Below are 23,850 nucleotides of genomic sequence, written 5' to 3' on the forward strand. Positions count from 1 at the left end.
TTCGGTGAGAGCCTGTTCCTGCATACGCAGGGAAGAGAGCATCAGCTCACCGGCCTGGTTTTGCAGCAGTTCACTCATCGCCTCCGCATCCCGGCGCTCAATCAGCCCCAGGAGGGTGGAACCGAACTGCATCAGCTGCCCGGTCAGTGAACGTGCACTGTCCAGTGCCTGCGGGAAGCGCATTGCCGGGATGTCAGCAGACGGTAAAGGTTTGCTGCCACCGGAGGCTGCGGCTGCGGCACTGAGCAGTGCGGCCGGGTCTGCCGGTGCGGCAAAAATTGGCAGTGATAACGGCTGACCATCAATGGAGAGATTATTACGCAAGTTAAACAGGCGCATTTCCAGCATCTGCCAGTAGCCGAGCAGTTTTTCGTTTTGCTGTGGCCGGAACAATCCGGTCAGGGTATTAGCAGTGCGGACGTCAGGCAGCAGACCGCCGCTGCGGATACGGCTGATTTCGTCATGAAACTGTTTTGCCTGAGTTTTATCTGCTGCATTGCTTAGTGACGGATTTTCCCAACCATTGCTGAAAATGCTGACAGGTTTATCCCCGAGCAGCCCCAGCGCCTGCATATACCACATTTCGCGTTCCTGCATGCGGTAAGCTTTGTCACCACGGGCAATCAGCAGATCCAGCAGTTTCATCAGGGTGCTGACTTTGTAATGCATCGGATCATTCTGGGCGACCGCATCGGGATCAACCGAATCCAGCGGGTCGGCGTTCCAGGACGTGTCTTCTTTCAGCGGACGCACGCGCCAGTCACCGGCACCGCTTGCAGCAGGCTGCCAGATATAGCTTAACCAGCGGTTAGCTTCGGTAAAGTTTTGCTCCTGCAACAGACGCGTTGCTACCATCATCGGAGTGTAATAAAACAATTCCCAGAAATAAAGGGCATTGGCACCGCTGAAATCCATCGGTTCACCGGATTGTAATAAACCGGTGACGCCGTTTTCTGCCAGGCCGGCGAAGGTGCCGTTGTTAACGCTTTTATCCAATGTCCAGCCTTCAGGATTATTATCGGTACGGAACAGCAGGATTTGTTTTGTTGCTTCTTTCTGGTATGTAGCATTGAGATATAAAGTATCCTGCTGCGCACCAGCAGACTGACTCACCGCATTTTTTCCGGGTTTAATCAGCGGAATAAATAATTTTACTTCTGTATTATCGGTAACACTGAGTGAGCCACTGTAAACAGGAAATTTGCCGGAGCCTGTGGCATCATTGCTGTAATAAATCGTAAATGCCCGGTTAGTGCCGTGGGTATTCTTGTCATACGGTTTCAGTGTCAGTGTGACATAGGTGCCCTGTCCCGGTTTCGGTTCAGGCAGATACTGGGTTTCAGGGGATAATATTGCGTCAATTCCGTTATTGGCACGCTCAATTAACTGGCGGGTGAACAGTGTGTTTAACCGGGTACGGTAACCATCCCATTCCATATATTGAGCGCCGTCCGGCGTGGTGTACAGGGAGATGACTTTTTGAACTGGATCAGTTTTTTTTATAACCAGTTTATAAGTGGTAGTAGCTGCAAGAACATCTGTATTCTTGAACCTGACTTTTATAGTACAATCCAGGTTATTAATATCTGCACCAGCGGGAATGGTTATAGACAGTTTCCCAAACGGGAATGCCAGTGTTTCTCTTGAGACTGTCGGGTATAATGGTGGCCGGAGTCCGACGTCACTACCTGTTATTGTTTCAAATTTCGTACTATTTAGTTCAATCTCAATGGAGATATCATCTGAACTGATTGTTTTGACTTGTGCTATCATTTTGCCCAAGCTAAGCGTGCCCAGTTTTTTTCCACCAGTGCTGATAGTATATTTATCTTCCTCCAACGTTAACCTATCGTCGGTAACATCTCCATATGTATAATACAACGCTGATGTTTCTTTGTGCTTTATAAAGAAACTCTCAAGTTTACGCCCTACCAGCTCAAGATGAGTAATTAGCGGATAATTTTTACCAATGGAAAGAGAAATGTGTTTTTTCGGTGGCTTGTTATTATAAGTATATACAGCACAAGCATTAACCTTATCGGATATAGCATTATTGGCAGGCTCCATTTTTTTTGATTCCGGAGCATAAACCGTACCGGAATGAGAGTTAAGATGAGTAATATATTTCTCGCGATAAAAATCAGGAATATAATTAAATAATTTATAGGGGGTGATGTTAATATAAGCAGTAGGGTTCAATATCAGTGCAGATATACTATTTTCAGTTTTGACAGTATAGTCGCCATGGGAGATGACCAGATCAATTTCTTTATTCCCCTCTTGTTTTTCCAGGGTAAATTCGAAAGAGGATATACGATTCAGGAGGGTGTTTACCCTGACGGTAGTTTCTGTATCTAATTGATGGGTAACCGTGGCTAATATCCCTGCTATATTCGGTTCTTTTTTACAGCTCATGTCCGGCTGAATATGTAGCCCGAAGCTATTGGGCTGTGTTTCCTTTTCTATTTGATACCAGGCAATGAGCAGTGAATTATCTTCCTGGCTGGCGGCACAGTACAGACCCGTTTTTTTCCACCCGGATATGTTTTTTTCAGTAATATCATAACTGAACGGCGAAGCCCAGCTGCCGTCATATTTAATATGAGTCAGTTTCAGGGTAAAAGATGCCGTATCTTTACCGGCGTTATCTTTCTGTACTTGTTTTTCAATCCATAACAAATAAAGACGTGAATGGAAAATCACCGGACGCACCATATCCCCATAAGGATTCACCGCACAGGTAATTTCTTTCCAGTCACTCCAGGCATTGGCGGCAAAACGGCCATTCTGACATTTACTGTGATCGGCTTTGCGCCAGTAATATTTTTTCGGCTCAGTCTGGCTGGTACCGATAAACCAGGTGTTACCCTGATTAATATTAACCGTATCATGATAACCGCTGACCACTTTCAGGTCAGCGACCTGCTCAAAGGCGGTCAGGTACTGGCGGAAGCCGTTTTCCAGGGTATCTTTGTTGAGCTCACTTTGTGAAAGCTGCTCCAGCATGGTGTTCATCATCCCGGTCTGACCGGTACGGAGGGTCGGATCAACGAAGTTTTCAGGGTAATAGACTAACTGAGACACACCCGCCCAGGTACTGTAGCGTTTATTACAGGCATCCCAGTCTTTAAAGAACTGACGCTCAAGAGCGTCACTGTCAGCACCCGGCTCATCACCGGCAATAGTGCGGTTAATATAGAGCTGAATACCGGCGATGGCATCTGCCAGCAGGGTGGTGGTGATTTCAGCGCTGACTTTTCCGTCCACCAGCAGATTACGCCAGATATCATCACGGTCTGCCACCGGGTTGTTCATAACCAGAGAGCGGTACTCCCCGCTGAGGGCTTCATTGCGGCGCGGCTCAGACTGATTTTGCAGTTGTTTGGTCTGTTGTTCGCTCAGACCGGCCTGTAACAATCCGGCCAGTGCGGAGAGGTCTGTATAAGAAGGTTTCGCATTTTCAGACACTGTCAGCAGAGTGGTGATATCTTTCGGGGTGATATGCAGGGTATCTGCCAAATCCAGCCGTGGCGGCAATGTGGCCAGCTGTGCCCATGTGGTCAGTTCCGGTTTTTGTCCGGCCAGTGTCAGTGCCTGAGTAATCACCTCTTCTGACAGATTCAGTGCTTGTGCCAGAATTTTAACTGTCAGTGTCCCGCTTTGCAGTGCATCCAGTACCGTACCGGCCTGTTCACCGCAGCGGTTAATCAGGTTATGGAAATCACTGATGTTATACAGTTCAGTAATGGTTCCGGCCGGTGCACCCTGTGACAATGTCTGAAGTTCGGCATTACTGAGTGTAAAGGTGCGAATGACCAATACACGCTGTGCCAGTGCCTGACACCATGCCGCCAATTTTTCCTTGTCGCCGGCCGTCTGCCCTTTTTTGATAATAAGCTTCCAGGCCTCACTGGTGGTGAGTATCCCTGCGGGATGATTGTTATCCAGCCAGCGCAGCAGAGCTTCCCCTGATTCCGTGATGTCCAGTTGCATAGCCGCAGTAATCACTGGTGCCATGGTGGTATACAGCGTTTTTGTATTGGTTTTGTCAATACCACCATTGCGCAGGAGATCCAGCAGGACCTGCATCTCTTTGGTCGGCGCCGCCGGAGATATTTTATCCAGCAGCAGCATCAGTTGTTCAACCGTGATATTTTGTGTATTCAGCCATTGGGTGATCCGGGACAGAAAAGAGAGCATTTTCTGGCGTGTTTTGCCATCTAAAGCGTAAACGTTCATTGAATTGTAAGGGGAAATCTGCAGCAGGGCATCCAGTTGTGCTACTGTCAGGTTGTGCACATCCGCCAGCAGACGAACAAATAACAGACCACGAAGTTTTTCTGTCTTGTTTTCGATAGTTTTGGATTTGTTTTCACGATTTGTGATAACAAGCAGTTGCCACAAGCCGGTATTATCTACCCGGAAAGCGCGTTTCAGGACTTCACGACGCGGGTCTCCGGCATCCGGTTCCATCGGAATATCATCACCACCTAAAGTGTAAGTTACACCATTCAGCGGCGGATTATTAAACAGGCGGTCAAAATGGCTGAGCTGCCCGTCATAGCTGATTCTGCTGATACTGGCGTTACACAGCATTAATGCTGTTTCAGTATCAATACCGTAACGTTTACGGTAAAGCAGCGTTTCGGTGAAACGGCGTAATTCGTATTCGCTTGAATCATTTCTTACGTGGATTAATGCATGTTGTGTTTCGTGCGGGGTCATACCGCTGACTTTTGCCAGACGCAGTGTTTTGTTGAGTCTGAGGAGCCATATACCCGGTTCCGCATTGGGATGGATGGTGAAGGTGGCTGAGGTGTAATGATTTTCGTCGCTGGCAGGTTCTGGTTTTTTTCTGGTGATGCCGATTTTAGTTTTTTTTTCTAAAATTTTAGCATCCAGTGTGACGGGGATACTGTAGTGCTCCCCGGCCAGAGGAACAAAACCATTTTTATCTGCCAGATTATTAAACGATTTATTATAGCCTATACTAAAATGCGTCGCGTCTTTTTTGGTTTCCTTTACACTAAAATTAACTAAAAACTGATTACCACCCTGCGGAATTAAATCAATATAGTCAGCCTGTTTTTCATCACTCTGTGTTTTGGCCAGTTCACTGAATGTAATTTTTCCGCCAGTGTTTATTGCCGGTATTACCAGTTTATTATCGTCGTTATATACATCCGGTGTTGGTAACCGGCCTGTTATTTCGGCAGCAATAAGGGCCTGAATGTCATCTGCCGGAAGCTCATAATAATTGGCCAGCGCATCCAGAGTCATCAGGTCTTTAATCTTAACCTTCGGGAAGTTTCTTTTGAGAGATTTTTCCAGATCGGTGCCGGTTAATGACTCTGTGTCTTCTGTCAGTATGTTATATAACTTTGGTGAGATACCGGCGTCGTATGCCGCCAGTATGGCAAACTTCGCGGGGTTACTGAGAATATTATCCGGCAGGACAAAATTCCGTTGTGCCAGGGCATTATGTATTCCCTCAAACGGCACGTTATACGGCGTTACACCACTGTTGCGGGACTTTGCCAGGGTTTCATAATATTTGTTTTTGTCTGTCTGACCGGTTTGCGCCATCAGCGCCGTTTCCAGTTGCTCATTAGCCAGTGACAGAGCAGAGATTTCGTTATCCAGATTGTCCTGAGAGAGCACCAGTTTTGCCAGGTCCGGACGGCGCTTATCCAGATTACGGTCACTGTCTTTTGGATGCAGTTCCCGGGCTTCACGGTACAGCTCAGTCAGATAACCGGCAGGGGAAAATATGGAAGAGACGGCGCCGGGTGCGACAAATTTTTCTGCGCGAGGCGGAATAATATCATCATAGCCATATGGGGTGGCGCCGTAATAACAGGCATCATTCATCTCTTTTTTCAGCAGCGGGTTAGCGCGGGTCAGAATCCTGGCGGTATAGAGAATGTTGTTTTGCTTTTCTTTTTGCGCTGCGCGGTGTAGTAACTGTGCTTCTTCACGCGATAACCGGCCTGTGTTTTGGCTGCGGATCTCTGCAAGGGACATCGGCATAAAATCTGCCAGTGTCACGGTTGTTTCACCGCTGCGTTGCTGATTCAGTTTTTCAAGAATTCGGGTTATTTGATCCATTGATAATGGCCTCATAAATATGAAATTTAGTTAATGACATAAGTGTGTACTTTGCAGTACTCTTTAAATTCATTATTTACCGATGTTATATTTCTAAAAAAATGAAATTATTGATATATATTACTAAAATTGAGTGTCGGTTTTGGAATGAGGATAGTCAATCAGAACGATTAGCATGATGTGCTGATTTTGATGGAAATTAATTATCTATATGATTATTAATCATAAAAAAGATATTACGCGAGCGGGAGTAATGAGCTGATTTTATTGTTTTGCTTTTATCATCAATTTTATTTATATAAAAAATGGTGTCGGTGATAATGACAAAACGAATGCGATCCGTATGGATTATTCGCCGTGCCCGTTTTTTTCTGCGGTAAAATGAACGTTTCTTTGAGTTGAGTGTCTGTAGCATGTAGAATGCTGCCAATAAGTCTATTAACCAGCAATATAGAGTGTTGGCTTTGAGTCCTTACAGGTGTCCAAAGCTAGTTTTATAGGGCATTACAAAGAAGAATTTTATCTTGAAAATCAACCATATCCGAAATTTTTCCATTATTGCTCATATCGATCACGGTAAATCTACTTTATCGGATCGCATTATTCAGATTTGCGGCGGTTTATCCGATCGTGAAATGGCGGCGCAGGTTCTGGATTCAATGGATCTGGAACGCGAACGCGGCATTACCATCAAAGCACAGAGCGTGACGCTGGATTACACCGCACAGAATGGTGAAACGTACCAGCTCAACTTTATCGATACCCCGGGACACGTTGACTTTTCTTATGAGGTCTCCCGTTCACTGGCTGCCTGTGAAGGGGCGCTGCTGGTGGTTGATGCGGGGCAGGGGGTTGAGGCGCAGACGCTGGCAAACTGCTATACAGCGATGGAAATGAACCTGGAAGTTGTCCCGGTTCTGAACAAAATTGACCTGCCTGCTGCCGACCCGGAGCGGGTGGCGGAAGAGATTGAAGATATCGTCGGGATTGAAGCCGCCGATGCGGTGCGCTGCTCGGCGAAAACCGGTGTGGGCGTGACCGATGTGATCGAACGCCTGGTACGTGATATTCCGCCGCCGGAAGGTGACCCTGATGCGCCGTTACAGGCACTGATTATTGACTCCTGGTTTGATAACTATTTAGGGGTTGTGTCTCTGATCCGGATTAAAAACGGCACACTGCGCAAAGGCGACAAAATCAAAGTGATGAGCACCGGTCAGGTGTATAACGCCGATCGCCTCGGGATCTTCACACCAAAACAGGTCGATAAAGAGATCCTCAGATGCGGTGAAGCCGGCTGGGTGGTCTGTGCGATTAAAGACATTCTCGGGGCACCGGTCGGCGATACGTTAACCGGCGCACGCGCACCGGCGGATAAACCGCTGCCGGGCTTTAAAAAAGTCAAACCTCAGGTCTATGCGGGTCTGTTCCCGGTCAGTTCTGATGACTATGAAGCTTTCCGTGATGCACTTGGTAAACTGAGCCTCAACGATGCTTCCCTGTTCTATGAGCCGGAAAGCTCTACCGCACTGGGCTTCGGTTTCCGCTGCGGCTTCCTGGGTCTTCTGCATATGGAGATTATCCAGGAGCGTCTGGAGCGTGAATATGACCTCGATCTGATCACCACCGCGCCGACCGTTGTTTATGAAGTGGAAACCACCAGCGGTGAAATCGTCTATGTCGACAGCCCGTCCAAATTGCCGCCGCTCAACAATATTGAAGAGCTGCGCGAGCCGATTGCGGAATGTCATATGCTGCTGCCGCAGCAATACCTCGGTAACGTGATTACCCTGTGTATCGAAAAACGCGGTGTGCAGACCAATATGGTTTATCACGGTAATCAGGTTGCTCTGACCTATGAAATTCCGATGGCGGAAGTGGTGCTCGATTTCTTCGATCGCCTGAAATCCACCTCACGCGGCTACGCATCACTGGATTACAACTTCAAACGTTTCCAGGCGTCTGACATGGTGCGTGTTGATATCCTTATCAACAGTGAGCGGGTGGATGCACTGGCACTGATTACGCACCGCGATAATTCTATGTACCGCGGCCGTGAGCTGGTGGAGAAGATGAAAGACCTGATCCCTCGTCAGCAGTTTGATATCGCGATCCAGGCTGCCATCGGTATGCATATTATTGCGCGTTCAACAGTGAAACAGCTGCGTAAAAACGTTCTGGCGAAATGCTACGGCGGTGACGTCAGCCGTAAGAAGAAACTGTTGCAGAAACAGAAAGACGGTAAGAAACGCATGAAACAGGTCGGTAACGTTGAGTTACCGCAGGAAGCGTTTTTAGCCATTCTCCATGTCGGCAAAGATTAATCATTCAGCAGGTTGTAAGGAGACATAATGGCGAACACCTTTGCGCTGATCCTGACCCTGGCAACGTTGGTTACCGGGATCATCTGGGCGGTGAATAAATTTAAAATTCAGCCGGCCCGTAAGAAAAAACTGGCGCGCATGGCGGAGCTGACTGAAGGAACCATGGATCAGGCCCATCTGGCTGAGACTGTGGCCAAACCGGGCTGGGTGGAAGGTACCGCATCCCTGTTCCCGGTGCTGGCGATTGTCCTGATCGTGCGCTCATTTATTTATGAGCCGTTCCAGATCCCGTCTGGGTCCATGATGCCGACGCTGTTAATCGGCGACTTTATGCTGGTGGAAAAATACGCGTACGGGTTAAAAGACCCGATCACGCAGACCACCCTGATCAAAACCGGGGAGCCGAAGCGCGGTGATATTGTCGTGTTTAAATATCCGGAAGATCCGCGTGTCGATTATGTCAAACGTGTGATTGGCCTGCCGGGCGATAAAGTTGTTTATGACCCGTATGCCAAAGAGTTACAGGTCTATCCGGGCTGTACCAAAGACCAGAGCAGCTGTGAAACCCTGCCGGTCACCTATGGTCAGGAGTATGAAAGCGAGTGGGCTATCCGCTGGGAAAAATCCCCGCTGGGCGGCTCCTTTATGAGTGGCGGCGCACGTCAGTTCCCTATCGAAGATGATATGGAAGTCGGTTATCGTCGTCAGGCGGAACGGATTGAAAACCTGGGGCCGGTTGCTCACCATATTCTGACTGTTCCGGAAATCACCCCGGACAGCATCAGCGGGCAGCGCCTGTTCCGTCAGCCGGGATTACCGGAGTACACCTGGGTGGTGCCGGAAGGGCATTACTTTATGATGGGTGATAACCGCGATAACAGTGCGGACAGCCGCGTCTGGGGATTTGTGCCTGAGCAAAACCTGGTCGGCCGTGCAAGCTTTATCTGGTTAAGCCTTGAAAAACAGGAAGGTGAATGGCCTACCGGTCTGCGCCTGAGCCGTTTCGGACGGATAGAATAGAAAAAACAGAATTTGCTGAGCATTACCTGTAATCACAGTGTAGAATATGCCCCGCAAAATGATTGGCTCCCCGGTATACGGGGAGCCAGTGCAAACGCAACAGTTTTGTATCGCGGCTTTTCGCGGCTACAGGTCTGTTGCGTGTGCGTTTTATAAACATCCTAATTTTTGGTCGCACATGAACCCGATAGTGATAAACCAGCTGCAGCGAAAACTCGGCTATACTTTTACCCGTCAGGACTTATTAATGCAGGCACTCACTCACCGCAGTGCCAGCAGCAAACATAACGAACGCCTGGAATTTCTCGGCGATTCTATTTTAAGTTTTGTTATTGCCAATGATTTATATCACCGCTTCCCGAAAGTGGATGAAGGGGATATGAGCCGGATGCGCGCCACACTGGTGCGCGGAAATACCCTGGCGGAACTGGCCCGCGAATTTAACCTCGGCGAATGTCTGCGCCTGGGGCCCGGGGAACTGAAAAGCGGCGGCAGCCGCCGTGAATCGATCCTCGCGGATACCGTCGAAGCCCTGATTGGCGGGATTTTTCTCGACAGTGATATTCAGACAATTGAGCGGATTATTCTCAGCTGGTATGAATCCAGACTGAACGAAATCTCGCCCGGGGATAAACAAAAAGACCCGAAAACCCGGTTACAGGAATACCTTCAGGGGCGGCATCTGCCTCTGCCGAACTACCTGGTTGTTCAGGTAAAAGGTGAAGCTCACGATCAGGAGTTCACCATTCACTGCCAAATCAGCGGTGTTGAACAGCCGGTAAAAGGAACCGGTTCCAGCCGCCGGAAAGCCGAACAGGCCGCGGCGGAACAAGCATTAATTTTGTTGGAGCTTGAATGAGCGAAGAAAACACCTATTGCGGCTTTGTCGCGATAGTCGGACGTCCCAATGTGGGCAAATCCACCTTACTGAACCAGTTACTGGGGCAGAAAGTCTCTATTACCTCGCGGAAACCGCAGACCACGCGGCACCGCATTATGGGGATCGATACACAGGATAATTACCAGATTATCTATGTGGACACCCCGGGGCTGCATATTGAGGAAAAACGGGCGATCAACCGCCTGATGAACCGTGCGGCCAGCAGCTCCATCGGTGATGTTGAGCTGGTGATTTTCATGGTTGAAGGCACCAACTGGACGCCGGATGATGAGATGGTACTGAATAAAGTCCGCTCTCTGCGCTGCCCTGTACTGCTTGCCATCAACAAAGTGGACAACGTGGAAGATAAAACCAAACTGCTGCCGCATATTGCGTTTCTCAGCCAGCAGATGGATTTCCTCGACGTGGTGCCGCTCAGTGCCGAGAAGAAAATGAACGTCGATACCATTGCGAACATCGTGCGTCAGCACATTCCGCAGGCACCGTTCCACTTCCCGGAAGATTACATCACTGACCGTTCACAGCGTTTTATGGCCTCTGAAATCATCCGTGAAAAACTGATGCGTTTCCTCGGCGATGAACTGCCGTACTCGGTGACTGTGGAAATCGAACAGTTTGTTGTGCAGGACAACGGCGTATTTCAGATCAACGGTCTGATCCTCGTTGAACGCGAAGGCCAGAAAAAAATGGTTATCGGCAACAAAGGCAGCCGTATCAAAACTATCGGGACGGAATCCCGTATTGATATGGAACGCCTGTTTGATGCCCGTGTTCACCTCGAACTGTGGGTGAAAGTCAAAGCCGGCTGGGCAGATGATGAACGTGCACTGCGCAGCCTGGGTTATGTTGACGACCTGAAGTAACGCACCAATGGACGGCTGGCAGCGCGCATTTGTACTCCATAGTCGCCCTTACAGTGAAACCAGCCTGATGCTGGATGTGTTCACTGAACAGGAAGGGCGGCAGCGCCTGCTGGCGAAAGGGGCACGCCGCCGCCGTTCCGGTCTCAAAGGGGCATTACAGCCCTTTACGCCGCTTCTGATCCGCTGGGGCGGGCGCGGGGAACTGAAAACCCTGCGTGATGCGGATCCTATCTCCCTTGCATTACCTCTGAGCGGTACCGTCCTTTACAGCGGCCTGTATATCAATGAGCTGCTCTCCCGTGTGCTGGCTAACGGCGTCACCTATTCCGCCCTGTTTTTTGATTATCTGCGCTGCCTTCAGTATCTCGCGGCCAGTGACACCACACCGGAGCAGGCACTGCGTCAGTTTGAGCTGGCACTGCTGCACCATATCGGCTACGGCGTGGACTTTCTCCACTGTGCGGGCAGCGGACAGGAAGTCTCTGATACCATGACGTACCGCTACCGTGAGGAAAAAGGCTTTATCGCCAGCCTGGTGATGGATAACAGCAGTTTCACCGGCCGTGAACTGAAAGCACTTGCCGCCAGGGAATTCCCGGATGCGGAAACTTTACGTGCCGCCAAACGCTTCACCCGCATCGCTTTAAAACCCTATCTCGGCGGAAAGCCATTGAAAAGCCGCGAATTATTTCGTCAATTTGTGCGCCCGCCGTTGGTTTCAAAAGAAAATGGCCGCAGTGGTTCCTCTTCGTCTGAAAAAGGTTAAACTGAATAACAAAAGTTACCCGGAGGATGATAAAAAATGAGTGAAGTTTTATTGGGTGTAAACATTGACCACATTGCAACTGTCCGTAATGCACGCGGCACCAACTATCCTGACCCGGTTCAGGCGGCATTTGTCGCAGAGCAGGCGGGGGCGGAAGGTATCACTGTGCATCTGCGCGAAGACCGCCGTCATATCACCGACCGTGATGTGGAACTGCTGAGACAAACCATTCAGACCCGTATGAACCTGGAAATGGCGGTCACTGATGAAATGGTCGATATCGCCTGCCGTATCAGACCGGCATTCTGCTGTCTGGTACCGGAAAAGCGTCAGGAAGTTACTACGGAAGGCGGTCTGGATGTTGCCGGTCAGAAAGAAAAAATCGCCCGTGCGGTGAAACGTCTGACTGAAGCCGGAATTAAAGTCTCCCTGTTTATCGACCCTGACCATACCCAGATTGATGCTGCGGACGATGTCGGCGCGCCGTTTATTGAGATCCACACCGGTGCTTATGCGGACGCGGAAACGTCTCAGGAAGAAGACAAAGAATTTATCCGTATCAAAGATGCGGTTGCCTATGCGGCTGGTAAGGGCCTGAAAGTGAATGCCGGACACGGTCTGAACTATCACAACGTCCAGCGTGTTGCGGCACTGCCGGCGATTTATGAGCTGAATATCGGCCATGCGATCATCGGCCGTGCGGTCTTCAGCGGACTGGCTGCTGCTGTTGCGGATATGAAAACCCTGCTGCGGGAAGCCCGTCGTTAATGGCAATTGTCGGCATTGGTACAGATATTGTTGAAATAAGTCGTATTGAAGCGGTTATCGGGCGTTCCGGCGACCGCTTTGCAAAACGGATCCTCAGTGACGCGGAATGGGACGTGTACCGGCAGCATAAACAGCCGGTGCGCTTTCTGGCCAAGCGGTTTGCGGTTAAAGAAGCGGCATCCAAAGCACTGGGCACCGGGATCCGTCAGGGGCTGGCGTTTAACCAGTTTGAAGTCAGTAATGATTCACTCGGCAAACCTAATCTGACCTTTCTCGGCTATGCCGGAGAACTGGCTGCCGCCCGTGAAGTCACACACTACCATGTCTCTATTGCCGACGAGCGTCATTACGCTTGTGCTACGGTTATTCTCGAAACAAACACCTGAAATTGCGCCCTCTGCGGGCGCATCATTACGCTTAAATCTTATCGGCGTGATACATCAGCACAAACTTATCCCACAGCATTTCCTGTGTTTCGGTATGCTCAGGATCGATAATAATGGTGTTGGTAATCGGACAGACTGACTGGCAGGTCGGTTTATCATAATGCCCGACACACTCAGTACATAAATCAGGATTAATTTCATAGATAGAATCCCCCATTGAAATTGCTTCATTAGGGCACTCAGGTTCGCACATATCGCAGTTTATGCAACGTTCGGTAATCAGTAACGCCATAGTCGCTATCACCATATAAATTATTTAAAATTCAGTAACTTATATCTTGCACTTATACGTTACTCTCTGCCGCTTCCGGCAGTGTTCCCAGAACTGATTATAGCGGCTTTTATCGGTTGGTAACACCCGGTAAGGCTGTTACAGATGACAGTATGCCCAAAAATTTCCGGAACGGAGATAAAATGCCTCAAAAACTGAACGGTGCACAGAATTCAATATAATGTACCGGTATACCGAGTCAGGACATGACTTTCATCATAGATGTACATTTTCAGGGAACAGAGACATGGATGAGCCGGTGAAGAAAAAATATAATATAGCGTTCATGGCATTGCTGCTGATTATGCTATCTGTTTTTTATATATGGCTATCGGTAGTGTACTTTTCAGACTATATAAATAAAAAAGATATTATCAAGGTTCATATTGGTCAGTTTTTTATACTTTCTGTACCATTGTTACTGTACTTTGCATCAGGCAGTATCATGATTTTTTTAAATAAAGAAAAATTTCTTAAAAAGCATAAATTTTTCAAAGTGTTATTTTATATATTCCTTTCTTTGGCTATTTTTTCATTTTATTTTATTAATAATCGGTCCGATGTACATGGATAAAAAACTTATATCTGAGGGATATATCGAATGCCCGAAAGCCTCATTCAGGTCATCAACGGTTTATGTTGCTGATACTGGTTTGTGCAAAAAATAACAGGGAGTGTATTCCCTGTTATTTTTTCAGATCACAGATTATCATCAATCAATATTTGTGGTGTCAGTCGCACAGACTCTCAGGCGATGTCCGTCGGGGTCGGTTGCCACGAAAGTGTAGCCGAAATCCAGCATTGCGGGTTTCATAATAATCTTCGCATCCAGTTCACTCCATTTGCGAAAAATCACATCAACTTCCCGGTTACTGATATCTGACATGCATATTTCCGTACCGCCAATATGTGGTTGTGGTGCAGGGTCGATACCGGATTTTGCCTGAAGTCCTAATATCATATCGTCCGATAAGGCAAAAACAGAAAATTCACTGTATTGTTCAACAGGCTCTGCATTAAGAAGTCTGGTGTAAAAACGGGTACTTTTCTCAACGTCGCTGACGTACAGAATAATGCTGTTTGGTTTAAACATGCTGCCTCCTGTGGTTTTTCATATCATAGCCCCGTTGAATGACAGAAATTGTCAGCAGTGATAAATCCGGAATAGTGCCACCGGGGTTACCTGTGTATTTTTATAAAAAAATAATAATGATCTGATGTGATTGGTAAATCATTATTTTGATGTTATTTGTTTTTCCGGAATAAAGGGCCGAAGTATTGCTGTGGCTTTATTATTTATTGCCGGAAGTGTAACATTTGCAGAATAAAATATATTGTAACAGTGAAAAAATTATCTTGCACAGTTGTGGCAGGAATTGCTGACACAATTTATATCGGTATGAATCAACAGAACAGGGACTTCCTGTATATTCTTCACTCAAAGCAACAGGTATGCAATGAAAAATATCAACACATTGAAGTCAATCACAAATCAGGGAACCGGTAAATTTGTATTGCTCAGCATATTAACTGCGGGTATTTATCCGATAATGTGGGCCTGAAAAAATACTGATGCCTTTAATTCAGAGCTGAAAATGAAACCATTTGAAAGTTCAGTGTTCATTTATCTGGCGATTGCAATGGGGGTGTCTTTATGGATGTATTCAGCTTTATGAGTGATGCCTATAATTACGGGTATATCGCTGAATCAAACAATATTTATGATATATTGGGTACTATCATCACAATCGGGATGACTGTTTTCTGGATTATCTGGGCATTTAAGATGAAGAGCGCTTTAGAATATTATGCAGCAAAAGAATTCGGCATTTCTCTGCGTCTTAACGGATTCTGGACATTTTTATTTCAATACTTCTATATCAACTACTGCATGAATGCGCTGGAAGAAGATTTTGCCAAGGAAAAAATGCTGGCAGATGTCCGGAGTAACTACTCAAATAACAGTACGGATGATGATGAAAATAAAAATTAATTTACTGTTACCTCTGTGCCTGCTTCTTTCAGCGCCGGCGCTGGCGGTTGACGAATAAATACGCTGTTAATTCCTGTCTCTGAAAACGGGCTGTTAATCTGTGATAGCGGCCCGTTTATTTCAGCTACTTCCCTCAGATGCACATGTTTAAATCAGTGATTTATACCCGTTCAGTAAATAAGGCGCCAAATGCCAGACCGTATCATTATCGGTAAATTGCACATTCATTTTCAGCATCATATTTTCTGACAGGCAGAACGGGAAGAAATGATATAAGTGCATGACAAACATAAAGGCATCGCCGGTATTGTCATATTTATGCGGATCAAGAGTCATTGTCAGATCCAGACAGCGGTAAGGTTTTCCCCGGACAAGGCGGTCATCCAGTACTGAATCAACCGCGTGAATACCGCTCAGCAGCTGGTTTATCTGTTTGCAGCGCTGCCGGTCTGTATCCTGATACAGCACATAGTCGCTGATCAGCTGTTTTACCGAATCCACTGACGACAGCATAAAGCTGTTGGCACTGTAGTGTGACAGCAGATTCCAGTAAGCGTGATTATCCGTTATCGGCGGGTAGCACGGCGTGCATTGTGTGATGCCGGTGGCTTCCAGCAGATCCGGCAGCAGCGGGCGGAATATGATTATGACATCTCCGGGCACAGAACCGGCGGCCACTCCTGGCCACATTCATTAAAAATTATTTTAAAAACCATAACTATTTTGATAAATAACAAGTCTGCTTTGTGGTCACCATGTTACGGTCGGATAAATATTGGCCAGGCGGGAGCGGGATATGCCTTATTTATTCTTAACGCTGGCGGCGTGTTTCTGGGGCGGGAACTATGTTGTCGGGCATCTTTTGGTGACAGAAGCCGACCCGGTGATTTTATCGCAACTGCGCTGGCTGGTGACGGCGGTTTTACTGATGACGCTGTATTTCAGTCAGGTGAAACAGCAGTGGGAATTCATGAAAAAGGCAAAAGGGATAATTCTGTTTCTGTCATTATGCGGACAGGTTTTATTCCCGGTCACATTGTATATTGGTCTGCAATATACCACAGCACTTAATGCTGCTATTTATATGTCGGCAACGCCGTCAATTGTTTTACTGATCAATGCGCTGGTGTTTAAAGAAAAAATTCAGGGGAAAAATTATATCGGCGTATTATTGAGTACGTTAGGTGTGATTTATCTGATATTTAAAGGTAATCTGAATTTTTCAGAAGTGATCAGTCATCTGAATAAAGGAGATTTGTGGGCACTGGGGTCCGCCATCAGCTGGGCGTTGTATTGTGCTTTTTTAAGACTGAAACCCCGTGAGGTGAAAGGTAATGCATTTGTGGCCATCAGCTCGGTGACCGGCAGCCTGATGATGTTACCAATACTGATTATTTATCTGTTTTCACATGATTTTCAGATCAGCAATATGGGAAATTATGCCTCGCCGCTGTTTATATCCGGGCTTGCCTATCTGGTTATTTTTCCGTCTTGGCTATCATACCTGCTGTGGAATAAAGGTATCCTGACTATCGGTGCAACAAGAGGGGAGATTTTCTCTCACCTGATCCCACTGAGTGGCGGTTTCTTTGGTGTTCTTTTCCTCAGTGAAAAATTACACAGTTTCCATTTTTTAAGTGGTGCTTTAATTATTTCCGGAATTTATTTTTGTTCTTCTGCGAAAAAACAGGGGTAAAGTAAAGGGGGATGATGCTTGTTATTTTTTATTTATTTCCATTGGTAAATAATAATGGAGTGTCATTAATCCCGATTATTTTAAAAATTAATATCACAGGCGGCCGGGTGCCGGGACATAAAAATCCATCTCCTATGATAAAGAAACTGGCCACATCGGTACTGGTACAATCAAATACTAAAAAACAAACCAGAGCGATATTGAAACTCTGGCCTCTGATGTACTGAAAAGTGATCAGTATGATGAAAAAGCCAAAGCTTTTGCGGCATTGGAACTGTCTCAGGCTAATAAAGAACGATTCAGTCCGTGTAAGTAATGTGTTATTTAATAACAGTCAGTAATTAAAATTGAAGTGTAAGATAAATAATGAAATTATTTTTTATTGAAGAGGGGTGATAGGTAATGTCTGATTATATTGTCGCTGTGAATAATAAATAAGACCACGGATTAGTTAGCATGAATACCGGTATATACGGATTATTCTCTGTTTTTCATGATGTAAAAAAGGAATTCTTGATTAAGATTTAAATAATATGGAGTATATATGCACATACCATGACGTTATCTGTAAACCGGTGTGTCGCTATATGACTTTTTTATTGATAAGGATATCCGTATGAAAGAATTATCTGTTCGTGAGTGTGACGCTGTCATCGGCAGCGGAATCGCTGATTTTCTCCGGCCGGGAAGCGGTGATGTTTCTCCGTCGGTAACACCGGAAAAAACCGGTGGTCAGTTGATTATCGGCGGGGGAATCGGTCTGGGCTTCGGGGGATTCCCGTTTATCGTCGGTGTTTTCATTGGCGGGATCATTAAAATTCCCCGCTGATACAAAGATAATAAATAAGGTCACTGCGGTGACCTTTTTTGTGCCCGGAAGAAAGTGAAAAGAATAAAAAAAAGCCCGGACACAAAACGTGACCGGGCGGAAAGGATATAGGTATGATAATCATGAACAGTATGGAAAGTTCATGTGTGTATAATAAAGGGAGCTGTCTAAACAAAAGCACAACACAAGGCCGTTACAGGGAAACTGGTGGCAGGTGTTGTTTTATACGGTGTCACACCATAACCGCTTCCGGGAGACTGCTGTGTATTTTGTTCTTACGGCACGGTGGCTTGTCCGCCGGTACAGGAAGCCGCGCTGACGGGGAAAAAATCCTGCTGCTGTCAGTCGTCCGGGGAATAAAAAATACCCGCACAGGTTAGTGTGCGGGTAAATCATGTCAGAACGTGTACCTGCACAGTCAGGAGCAGGTCAGTAATGTGAATATCAATTAATTAAAATTGCTTATCAATATAGTCGCTGTACGGAAGATGTACAGCATAAAAATGTATTTACGGTTATTTTTAGTATTTACACGTAGTTGTTTATATCAGGCCGGGTTTATGTGTTGCGACGTGATTTATCCAGCAAATACAATATATTGACAGGGTGTTGATCAGGTTTTTTCGCGGGAAATAAAAAATTCTCTGAACAAACGAAACCGGTTCAGAGGCGTCAGGCGTTACTTTCAGCTTGGTAACATCTTAAAGATAGTTAAATTATATGAATTAGTCAAAAAATGACTGATCAAAAAAATGTACTTTTGCCGGGAAGGAAAGGGAGAACAGAGTATTGCACAGCATCATAAATAAAAACGCCTTTCAGTTTTGATATAACACTGAAAGGCGTTCAGAGAGACAATACGTCTGCGTTCATTTAATCATCCCATTTCGGGCTCATGACGGTGGCAAACAGACAGGATAAGATAATAAATCCGAGTGTCAGTAAAAACATATATTCTCCTTAATATAACTTTAGTCTGATCCGATAAACATTCTCCGGCGGAAGGTAATAAATCATAATGTGTCTTCACTGACTGATTCTACCTGATAAAGCCGGTAACTCAATGAAAGAAAACTGATTTATTGTCATGATTTGTCATCTTTGTCCGGGGTGTGCTGACAAAGAATAAAGTATGTAAATAAAAACAGCAGAAATGAAAATATCCGTCGCAGCAAAAAAAAGAGTGGCAATAAGATATAAAGGTTGTACATTGTCAGCATGATGAATAATAAAATTCCAGGCTGTTTATCACACAATGCTTTCTGGTGGCGCACAACATGCGGCGCCGGTTTTGTTATTCAGTTTTAATTGCAAAAATCGCCGCCGGAGTGCGGCGATTTCATTTCAGACATATTGCATTCACCCCGGCGGCCTCTGATCACAATAAAAGAGGAAATCGTATGTCTGTTCATCACACCCAATCCGTTATTCTGACCGGCGACCGTATCACCGGGCCGTTACACCTCGGACACTATACCGGCTCGCTGCAACAGCGGGTCAGACTTCAGCATTCTGCCGTGCAGTATATTCTGATGGCGGATATGCAGGGACTGACGGATAACGGTGCGCAACCCGAAAAAGTAAACCGTTATTTTTATGATGTAGCGGCGGATTACCTGGCGGCAGGCATCGATCCCGCCCGTTCGGTGATTTGTCTGCAATCGGCGCTGCCCGCACTGGCTGAACTGACACTGCTGTATCTCAATCTGGTGACCGTTTCCCGGCTGGAGCGGAATCCGACGGTTAAACAGGAAATCATTCAGAAGCAGTTCTCCCGTACACTGCCGGCCGGATTTCTGATTTATCCGGTCAGCCAGGCGGCGGATATCACTGCGTTTAAAGCTGATCTGGTGCCGGTCGGGGAAGATCAACTGCCGATGATTGAACAAACCAATGAGATTGTCAGCAAAATCAATCATGTTACCGGGCAGGAATTACTGGTTCACTGCCGTGCTGAAGTCGGTAAAACCGGCCGCCTGCCGGGGATTGACGGTAACGGTAAGATGTCCAAATCACTGGGAAATGCCATTAATCTCTCTGTCAGTGCGGATGACCTGACGCGTGCCGTCAATGCTATGTTTACCGATCCGCAGCATCTGCGGGTGTCTGATCCCGGCCGGATTGAGGGCAATGTGGTGTTTGCGTATCTTGATGCGTTTCATCCGGATACAGCCCTGGTTGCTGAGATGAAAGCCCGTTATCAGGCGGGCGGTTTAGGCGACAGGGAGTGCAAATCAGTGCTGAACGAATGCCTGCAGGCACTGCTGGCACCGATCCGTGAGGAGCGGGCGCGGCTGATGGCGGATAAACCTTATCTGCTTTCGGTTATCCGCCGCGGGACAGAAAAAGCGCGGGAAGTGACACAGCAGACGCTGGATCAGGTAAAAAGAGGAATGGGGCTGCTTATTTTTTGAACCGCATTTTTTGCGGATTATGCTGAATAAGCAGGATGCGATTGATTCCCGTTTGCGGGAGGTCTACTATATGAACCATATCTGTTTTATATATGGTTTATCAGTTAAGGATTTCACGTGGGTATTGTTAAAATCTCCGATGAATTACATGAATATCTGCGCCGGGCGAGCACAGTGATGTCGCGCTCTATCAATGCTCAGGCAGAATTCTGGATCAAAATCGGAATGCAGGCTGAAATGAATCCGGATAAAACCTTCACAATGCTTGTCAGCGAAATGCTGGAAAAAGAGTCTGTCAGCCGGAAAGGAGAACAGCATGAGTAGTATCGTTATAAAAACACCTGAAGAAATTGAGCTGATGCGGGAATCAGGCCGTCTGCTGGCAAGCGTTTTTGCCATGCTGGACGATTTCATTAAACCGGGTGTTTCCACGCTGGCGATTAATGACAAAGTTGAAGATTATATTGTGAATACCCTTCAGTCACGCCCTGCCAGTAAAGGACAGTACGGGTTTCAGTATGTGCTGAATACCTCGCTGAATGAAGTGGTGTGCCACGGCGTTCCGAAAGCGGACGAACTGGTGAAAGATAAAGATATCATTAACGTGGATATCACACTGGAAAAGAACGGCTTTATTGCCGATTCCAGTAAAATGTATGTGATGCCGGAAGCATCGCCGCTGGCCCGTAAACTGGTGAAAACCACCTATGATGCCATGTGGGAAGGTATTCAGCAGGTGAAACCGGGCGCGACGCTGGGGGATATCGGTTCAGCTATTCAGCATTACGCGGAATCACGCGGCTACAGCGTGGTGCGCGAGTATTGCGGTCACGGTATCGGCCGTGAGATGCATGAAGCCCCGCAGGTGCTGCACTATGGTGTGCGCGGTAAAGGAACGGAACTGAAAGAGGGGATGACCTTTACCATCGAACCGATGATTAACCAGGGCGGCGCGAAAATCAAAACCAAAAAAGATGGCTGGACGGTGGTGACGCGGGATAAAAAATTATCCGCGCAGTCCGAACACACCATTCTGGTGACCGCGACCGGCTATGAAGTGTTAACTCTGCGTGCGGATGAAACATTACGCTGATTTTTATCTGTATAAACAACAGAGTGTGCAAAGCCCGGCTGCGACCGGGCTTTTTTTATCAGAGCAGATCAGGCCTTCAGAAAGCGCAGAAACTGTTCATACAGCACGCCGCCCAGCGTCTGTGCGGTGTAGTGTCCGGACTGCGGCAGGGTATCCACCGCCGCATGCATACCGTGATAAATAATCATGGCCGTGATATCCGGATGTGCCACCCGCCAGTGACTGTGCTTCTCACCTTCCGCAATCAGGGCAAGCAGCTGATTCAGCACGGCATTTTCATGGTCATTGCCCTGCTGGTGAAATCCCTGATGGAACAGGACATCATGCAGTTCCTGTTTTTCAGTATAGGCCGTGACAGAACGATCACACCAGGCTGCCAGTCTGGCATCCGCATCACCTGCCGCACAGGCATCCATCGCCTGCTGAGTCTGTGACAGAAACCAGTCCATATAACGGTGGCGTAATGCCTCGTAAATGTCCGGTTTGGCGGCAAAATAGTGGTAATAGGTTCCCTTGGCGACACCGGCCCGCGCCACAATGTCACTGACTGTAGTGGCATCAAATCCCTTTTCGAGAAACAGTGATTCGGCGGCATCCATCAGTTCATTGATCCGGACATCGGCAGGTTTAAAACGGGGTTTGTGTTCTGCTGACTGAGTCATAAACGTGCCTTGTATAACGGAAAACCCTCATTATGCCATTTCCGGGGTATGAAGGCGAAAAAAATGCGCAAATGAAATACGTTCTCATTTTTATTGACCGTCGGTCAGTCAATGTGTATTCTGCCTCTGTGAAAGGAGAACACTATGAACAGACTTCGTTATTTTGCCGTTACTACCGCGATTTGCCTGGGTACTTTTATGGCAACGCTGGATATCAGTATCGTGAATGTGGCACTGCCGGCCATTCAGCATGATTTGGATGCACCGATGGTGTCATTACAGTGGCTGATAGATGCTTATGCATTGTGCTTATCCGCCCTTATCCTGTCCGCCGGTCCGCTGAGTGACCGTTACGGGCGTAAAAAGATGTGGCTGGCGGGAGTACTGATTTTTACCTTTGGCTCACTGCTTTGTGCACTGGCGGATACGCTGCCGTTGCTGCTATCAGGACGGGTGGTACAGGGGATAGCGGCGGCGTTACTGATCCCCGGAGCCTTGTCGCTGATCACGCATACTTTTGCGGATAATCAGCAGCGGATCCGTGTGATTGGTATCTGGTCATCGGTCAGTGCGCTGTCACTGATTACCGGGCCGATCCTCGGCGGCGTGCTGGTGCATACCACCGGCTGGGAAGGCATTTTTCTGATCAATATTCCGGTTGGTATAATCACGTTTCTGCTCGGGCAGTACGGCATCCGTGAAAGTGCGGATCCGGAGAAAGCGGCGTTTGATCCGGCAGGGCAGTTACTCAGTATCGCAGCGCTGGGCTGTGTGACATACGGGCTGACAGAGGCGGGTATTCATGGCTGGCTGCATCCGCTGACGCTGTTAACTGTCACCGGCGGAATTATTTTTCTTTTATTATTTCTGTACACCGAAAGCCGGGTGGCAAAACCGCTGCTGCCGCTGGCGGATTTCGGACGCCGCGAGTATCTGCACTATAATCTGGCCTCGTTTGTGATTGGTTTTGCGGCTTACACCAATGTGTTTTTTATCGCGCTGTTTTTACAGAAAGCGCAGGGCTGGAATGCCGTTGAAGCAGGATGGCGGATGTCGCCGGAATTTATCGCCATGGCGCTGTTTGCATTCTCTTTCGGGCGGATCGCCCGCAAACTGAGTATCCGGCTGATCCTCGGCACCGGTCTGCTGCTGACCGCAGCGGCCTGCGGGCTGATGACTTTACTGACGCCGTATACGCCGTATCCGCTGACAGGGCTGATGCTGTTTATGCTCGGCACCGGTATGGGATTATCGATTCCCGCCACCGGGGCGCTGATTATGCATGCCGCTGATCCGGCGCGTTCCGGCGTGGCATCGGCGACACTGAATATGATGCGCCAGACCGGTATGACGCTGGGGGTGGCACTGCTCGGTACACTGATGATACAGCGGGCGGTCAGTATTGCGCAGCACCGTCAGCTGCCGTCTGCAGAGCAGCTTATTACCGGCGCACAGAGCGGAGAACTGACAGTTGCCGTGCAGAATACAGTTTATGAAGCCTTTGCGGGCGGGTTTAATCTGGCAATGGCAGGCGCAGCATTATCGGCAGTATGGGTATTTATCCTGATATTTTATCCCCGCGGCCGCAAAATGCCGCAGGAAAACGGGAAAATAACCTTATAACAGAGTGGGTATATCCGTGGCATGTATTTTGTGATTTATTAATCTGAACACAAAATAATAAAAATCAGCAGTA

Annotated in this window: 20 protein-coding genes and 1 pseudogene; 16 read left to right on the plus strand and 5 right to left on the minus strand. The window is 47.5% G+C overall.

Features of this window, described 5'->3' with window-relative positions; translation table 11 throughout:
- Positions 1-6,108 (minus strand): neuraminidase-like domain-containing protein (locus X965_RS13650; protein ID WP_036418486.1); only part of this gene is annotated, 6,108 nt, incomplete at its 3' end.
- A gap of 530 nt (positions 6,109-6,638) precedes the next feature.
- On the opposite strand from X965_RS13650, the gene lepA reads away from it, so the two are divergent.
- The 7 genes from lepA (at position 6,639) to acpS (ending at position 13,136) form a co-directional block, all read left to right on the plus strand.
- Positions 6,639-8,432: a translation elongation factor 4 gene (lepA, locus tag X965_RS13655; protein WP_032098592.1), complete on the plus strand. Its 1,794-nt coding sequence runs from the start codon at positions 6,639-6,641 to the stop codon at positions 8,430-8,432.
- A 27-nt stretch (positions 8,433-8,459) separates the two neighbouring features.
- Complete coding sequence (gene lepB / locus X965_RS13660; RefSeq protein WP_004236987.1) at positions 8,460-9,452, plus strand: signal peptidase I; 993 nt, start codon at positions 8,460-8,462, stop codon at positions 9,450-9,452.
- A 178-nt stretch (positions 9,453-9,630) separates the two neighbouring features.
- On the plus strand, positions 9,631-10,311 hold the full coding sequence (rnc, locus tag X965_RS13665) for a ribonuclease III (protein WP_004236985.1): 681 nt from the start codon (positions 9,631-9,633) through the stop codon (positions 10,309-10,311).
- Positions 10,308-11,216: a GTPase Era gene (era, locus tag X965_RS13670; RefSeq protein ID WP_004236984.1), complete on the plus strand. Its 909-nt coding sequence runs from the start codon at positions 10,308-10,310 to the stop codon at positions 11,214-11,216. The genes rnc and era overlap by 4 nt, the downstream gene beginning before the upstream one ends.
- A 7-nt stretch (positions 11,217-11,223) precedes the next feature.
- A complete protein-coding gene (gene recO / locus X965_RS13675) occupies positions 11,224-11,982 on the plus strand; it encodes a DNA repair protein RecO (RefSeq protein WP_032098547.1) in 759 nt (252 codons plus the stop codon).
- A 36-nt stretch (positions 11,983-12,018) separates the two neighbouring features.
- On the plus strand, positions 12,019-12,750 hold the full coding sequence (pdxJ, locus tag X965_RS13680) for a pyridoxine 5'-phosphate synthase (protein WP_004236982.1): 732 nt from the start codon (positions 12,019-12,021) through the stop codon (positions 12,748-12,750).
- Entirely contained in the window at positions 12,750-13,136 is a 387-nt protein-coding gene (gene acpS, locus X965_RS13685) for a holo-ACP synthase (RefSeq protein ID WP_004236981.1), read from the plus strand. The genes pdxJ and acpS overlap by 1 nt, the downstream gene beginning before the upstream one ends.
- Before the next feature lie 31 nt (positions 13,137-13,167).
- Here the strand turns inward: acpS and X965_RS13690 are convergent, their stop codons facing one another.
- Positions 13,168-13,428 (minus strand): YfhL family 4Fe-4S dicluster ferredoxin, encoded by a 261-nt coding sequence (locus tag X965_RS13690; RefSeq protein WP_015422607.1) that lies wholly within the window; start codon positions 13,426-13,428, stop codon positions 13,168-13,170.
- A gap of 587 nt (positions 13,429-14,015) precedes the next feature.
- On the opposite strand from X965_RS13690, the gene X965_RS19780 reads away from it, so the two are divergent.
- Positions 14,016-14,135, plus strand: coding sequence for a DUF1240 domain-containing protein (locus X965_RS19780; protein ID WP_225310104.1), 120 nt, complete (start codon positions 14,016-14,018; stop codon positions 14,133-14,135).
- 44 nt (positions 14,136-14,179) lie between these two features.
- Here X965_RS19780 and X965_RS13700 read toward each other — a convergent pair whose 3' ends face one another.
- On the minus strand, positions 14,180-14,560 hold the full coding sequence (locus X965_RS13700) for a VOC family protein (RefSeq protein ID WP_036418490.1): 381 nt from the start codon (positions 14,558-14,560) through the stop codon (positions 14,180-14,182).
- 561 nt (positions 14,561-15,121) lie between these two features.
- Here X965_RS13700 and X965_RS13705 point away from each other — a divergent pair.
- A complete protein-coding gene (locus X965_RS13705; protein ID WP_036418492.1) occupies positions 15,122-15,460 on the plus strand; it encodes a hypothetical protein in 339 nt (112 codons plus the stop codon).
- A gap of 147 nt (positions 15,461-15,607) precedes the next feature.
- On the opposite strand, the gene X965_RS13710 is transcribed toward X965_RS13705, so the two are convergent.
- Positions 15,608-16,123 carry a type VI secretion system baseplate subunit TssF gene (locus X965_RS13710; RefSeq protein WP_225310101.1) on the minus strand — a complete coding sequence of 172 codons (516 nt, stop codon included), beginning with the start codon at positions 16,121-16,123 and terminating at the stop codon, positions 15,608-15,610.
- 133 nt (positions 16,124-16,256) lie between these two features.
- Between X965_RS13710 and X965_RS13715 the strand changes: the two genes are divergently transcribed.
- The 6 genes and pseudogenes from X965_RS13715 to map all read left to right on the plus strand — a co-directional run bounded on the left by X965_RS13715 (position 16,257) and on the right by map (position 21,492).
- The gene (locus tag X965_RS13715; protein WP_004241939.1) at positions 16,257-17,156 is read left to right on the plus strand and encodes a DMT family transporter; all 900 of its coding nucleotides are present in this window, start codon (positions 16,257-16,259) and stop codon (positions 17,154-17,156) included.
- A 616-nt stretch (positions 17,157-17,772) separates the two neighbouring features.
- Positions 17,773-17,985 (plus strand): hypothetical protein, encoded by a 213-nt coding sequence (locus X965_RS13720; RefSeq protein WP_004236972.1) that lies wholly within the window; start codon positions 17,773-17,775, stop codon positions 17,983-17,985.
- A 243-nt stretch (positions 17,986-18,228) separates the two neighbouring features.
- Positions 18,229-18,345: pseudogene (locus tag X965_RS19905) on the plus strand (GDCCVxC domain-containing (seleno)protein); the annotation flags it as partial.
- A gap of 1,040 nt (positions 18,346-19,385) precedes the next feature.
- Positions 19,386-20,399, plus strand: a complete 1,014-nt coding sequence (gene trpS, locus X965_RS13725; RefSeq protein WP_036418495.1) for a tryptophan--tRNA ligase — start codon at positions 19,386-19,388, stop codon at positions 20,397-20,399.
- 117 nt (positions 20,400-20,516) lie between these two features.
- Positions 20,517-20,723, plus strand: coding sequence for a ParD-like family protein (locus X965_RS13730; RefSeq protein ID WP_004241949.1), 207 nt, complete (start codon positions 20,517-20,519; stop codon positions 20,721-20,723).
- Entirely contained in the window at positions 20,716-21,492 is a 777-nt protein-coding gene (gene map, locus X965_RS13735; protein ID WP_004236966.1) for a type I methionyl aminopeptidase, read from the plus strand. Before X965_RS13730 ends, map begins: the two co-directional genes overlap by 8 nt.
- A 68-nt stretch (positions 21,493-21,560) precedes the next feature.
- Here the strand turns inward: map and X965_RS13740 are convergent, their stop codons facing one another.
- Entirely contained in the window at positions 21,561-22,154 is a 594-nt protein-coding gene (locus tag X965_RS13740) for a TetR/AcrR family transcriptional regulator (RefSeq protein ID WP_004236965.1), read from the minus strand.
- Between the two features lie 144 nt (positions 22,155-22,298).
- Here X965_RS13740 and X965_RS13745 point away from each other — a divergent pair, with 144 nt between their 5' ends.
- A complete protein-coding gene (locus tag X965_RS13745) occupies positions 22,299-23,777 on the plus strand; it encodes an MFS transporter (RefSeq protein ID WP_036418497.1) in 1,479 nt (492 codons plus the stop codon).
- Positions 23,778-23,850 lie beyond the last annotated feature (73 nt).

The organism is Morganella sp. EGD-HP17 (assembly GCF_000512315.2).
GTDB lineage: Bacteria > Pseudomonadota > Gammaproteobacteria > Enterobacterales > Enterobacteriaceae > Morganella > Morganella morganii.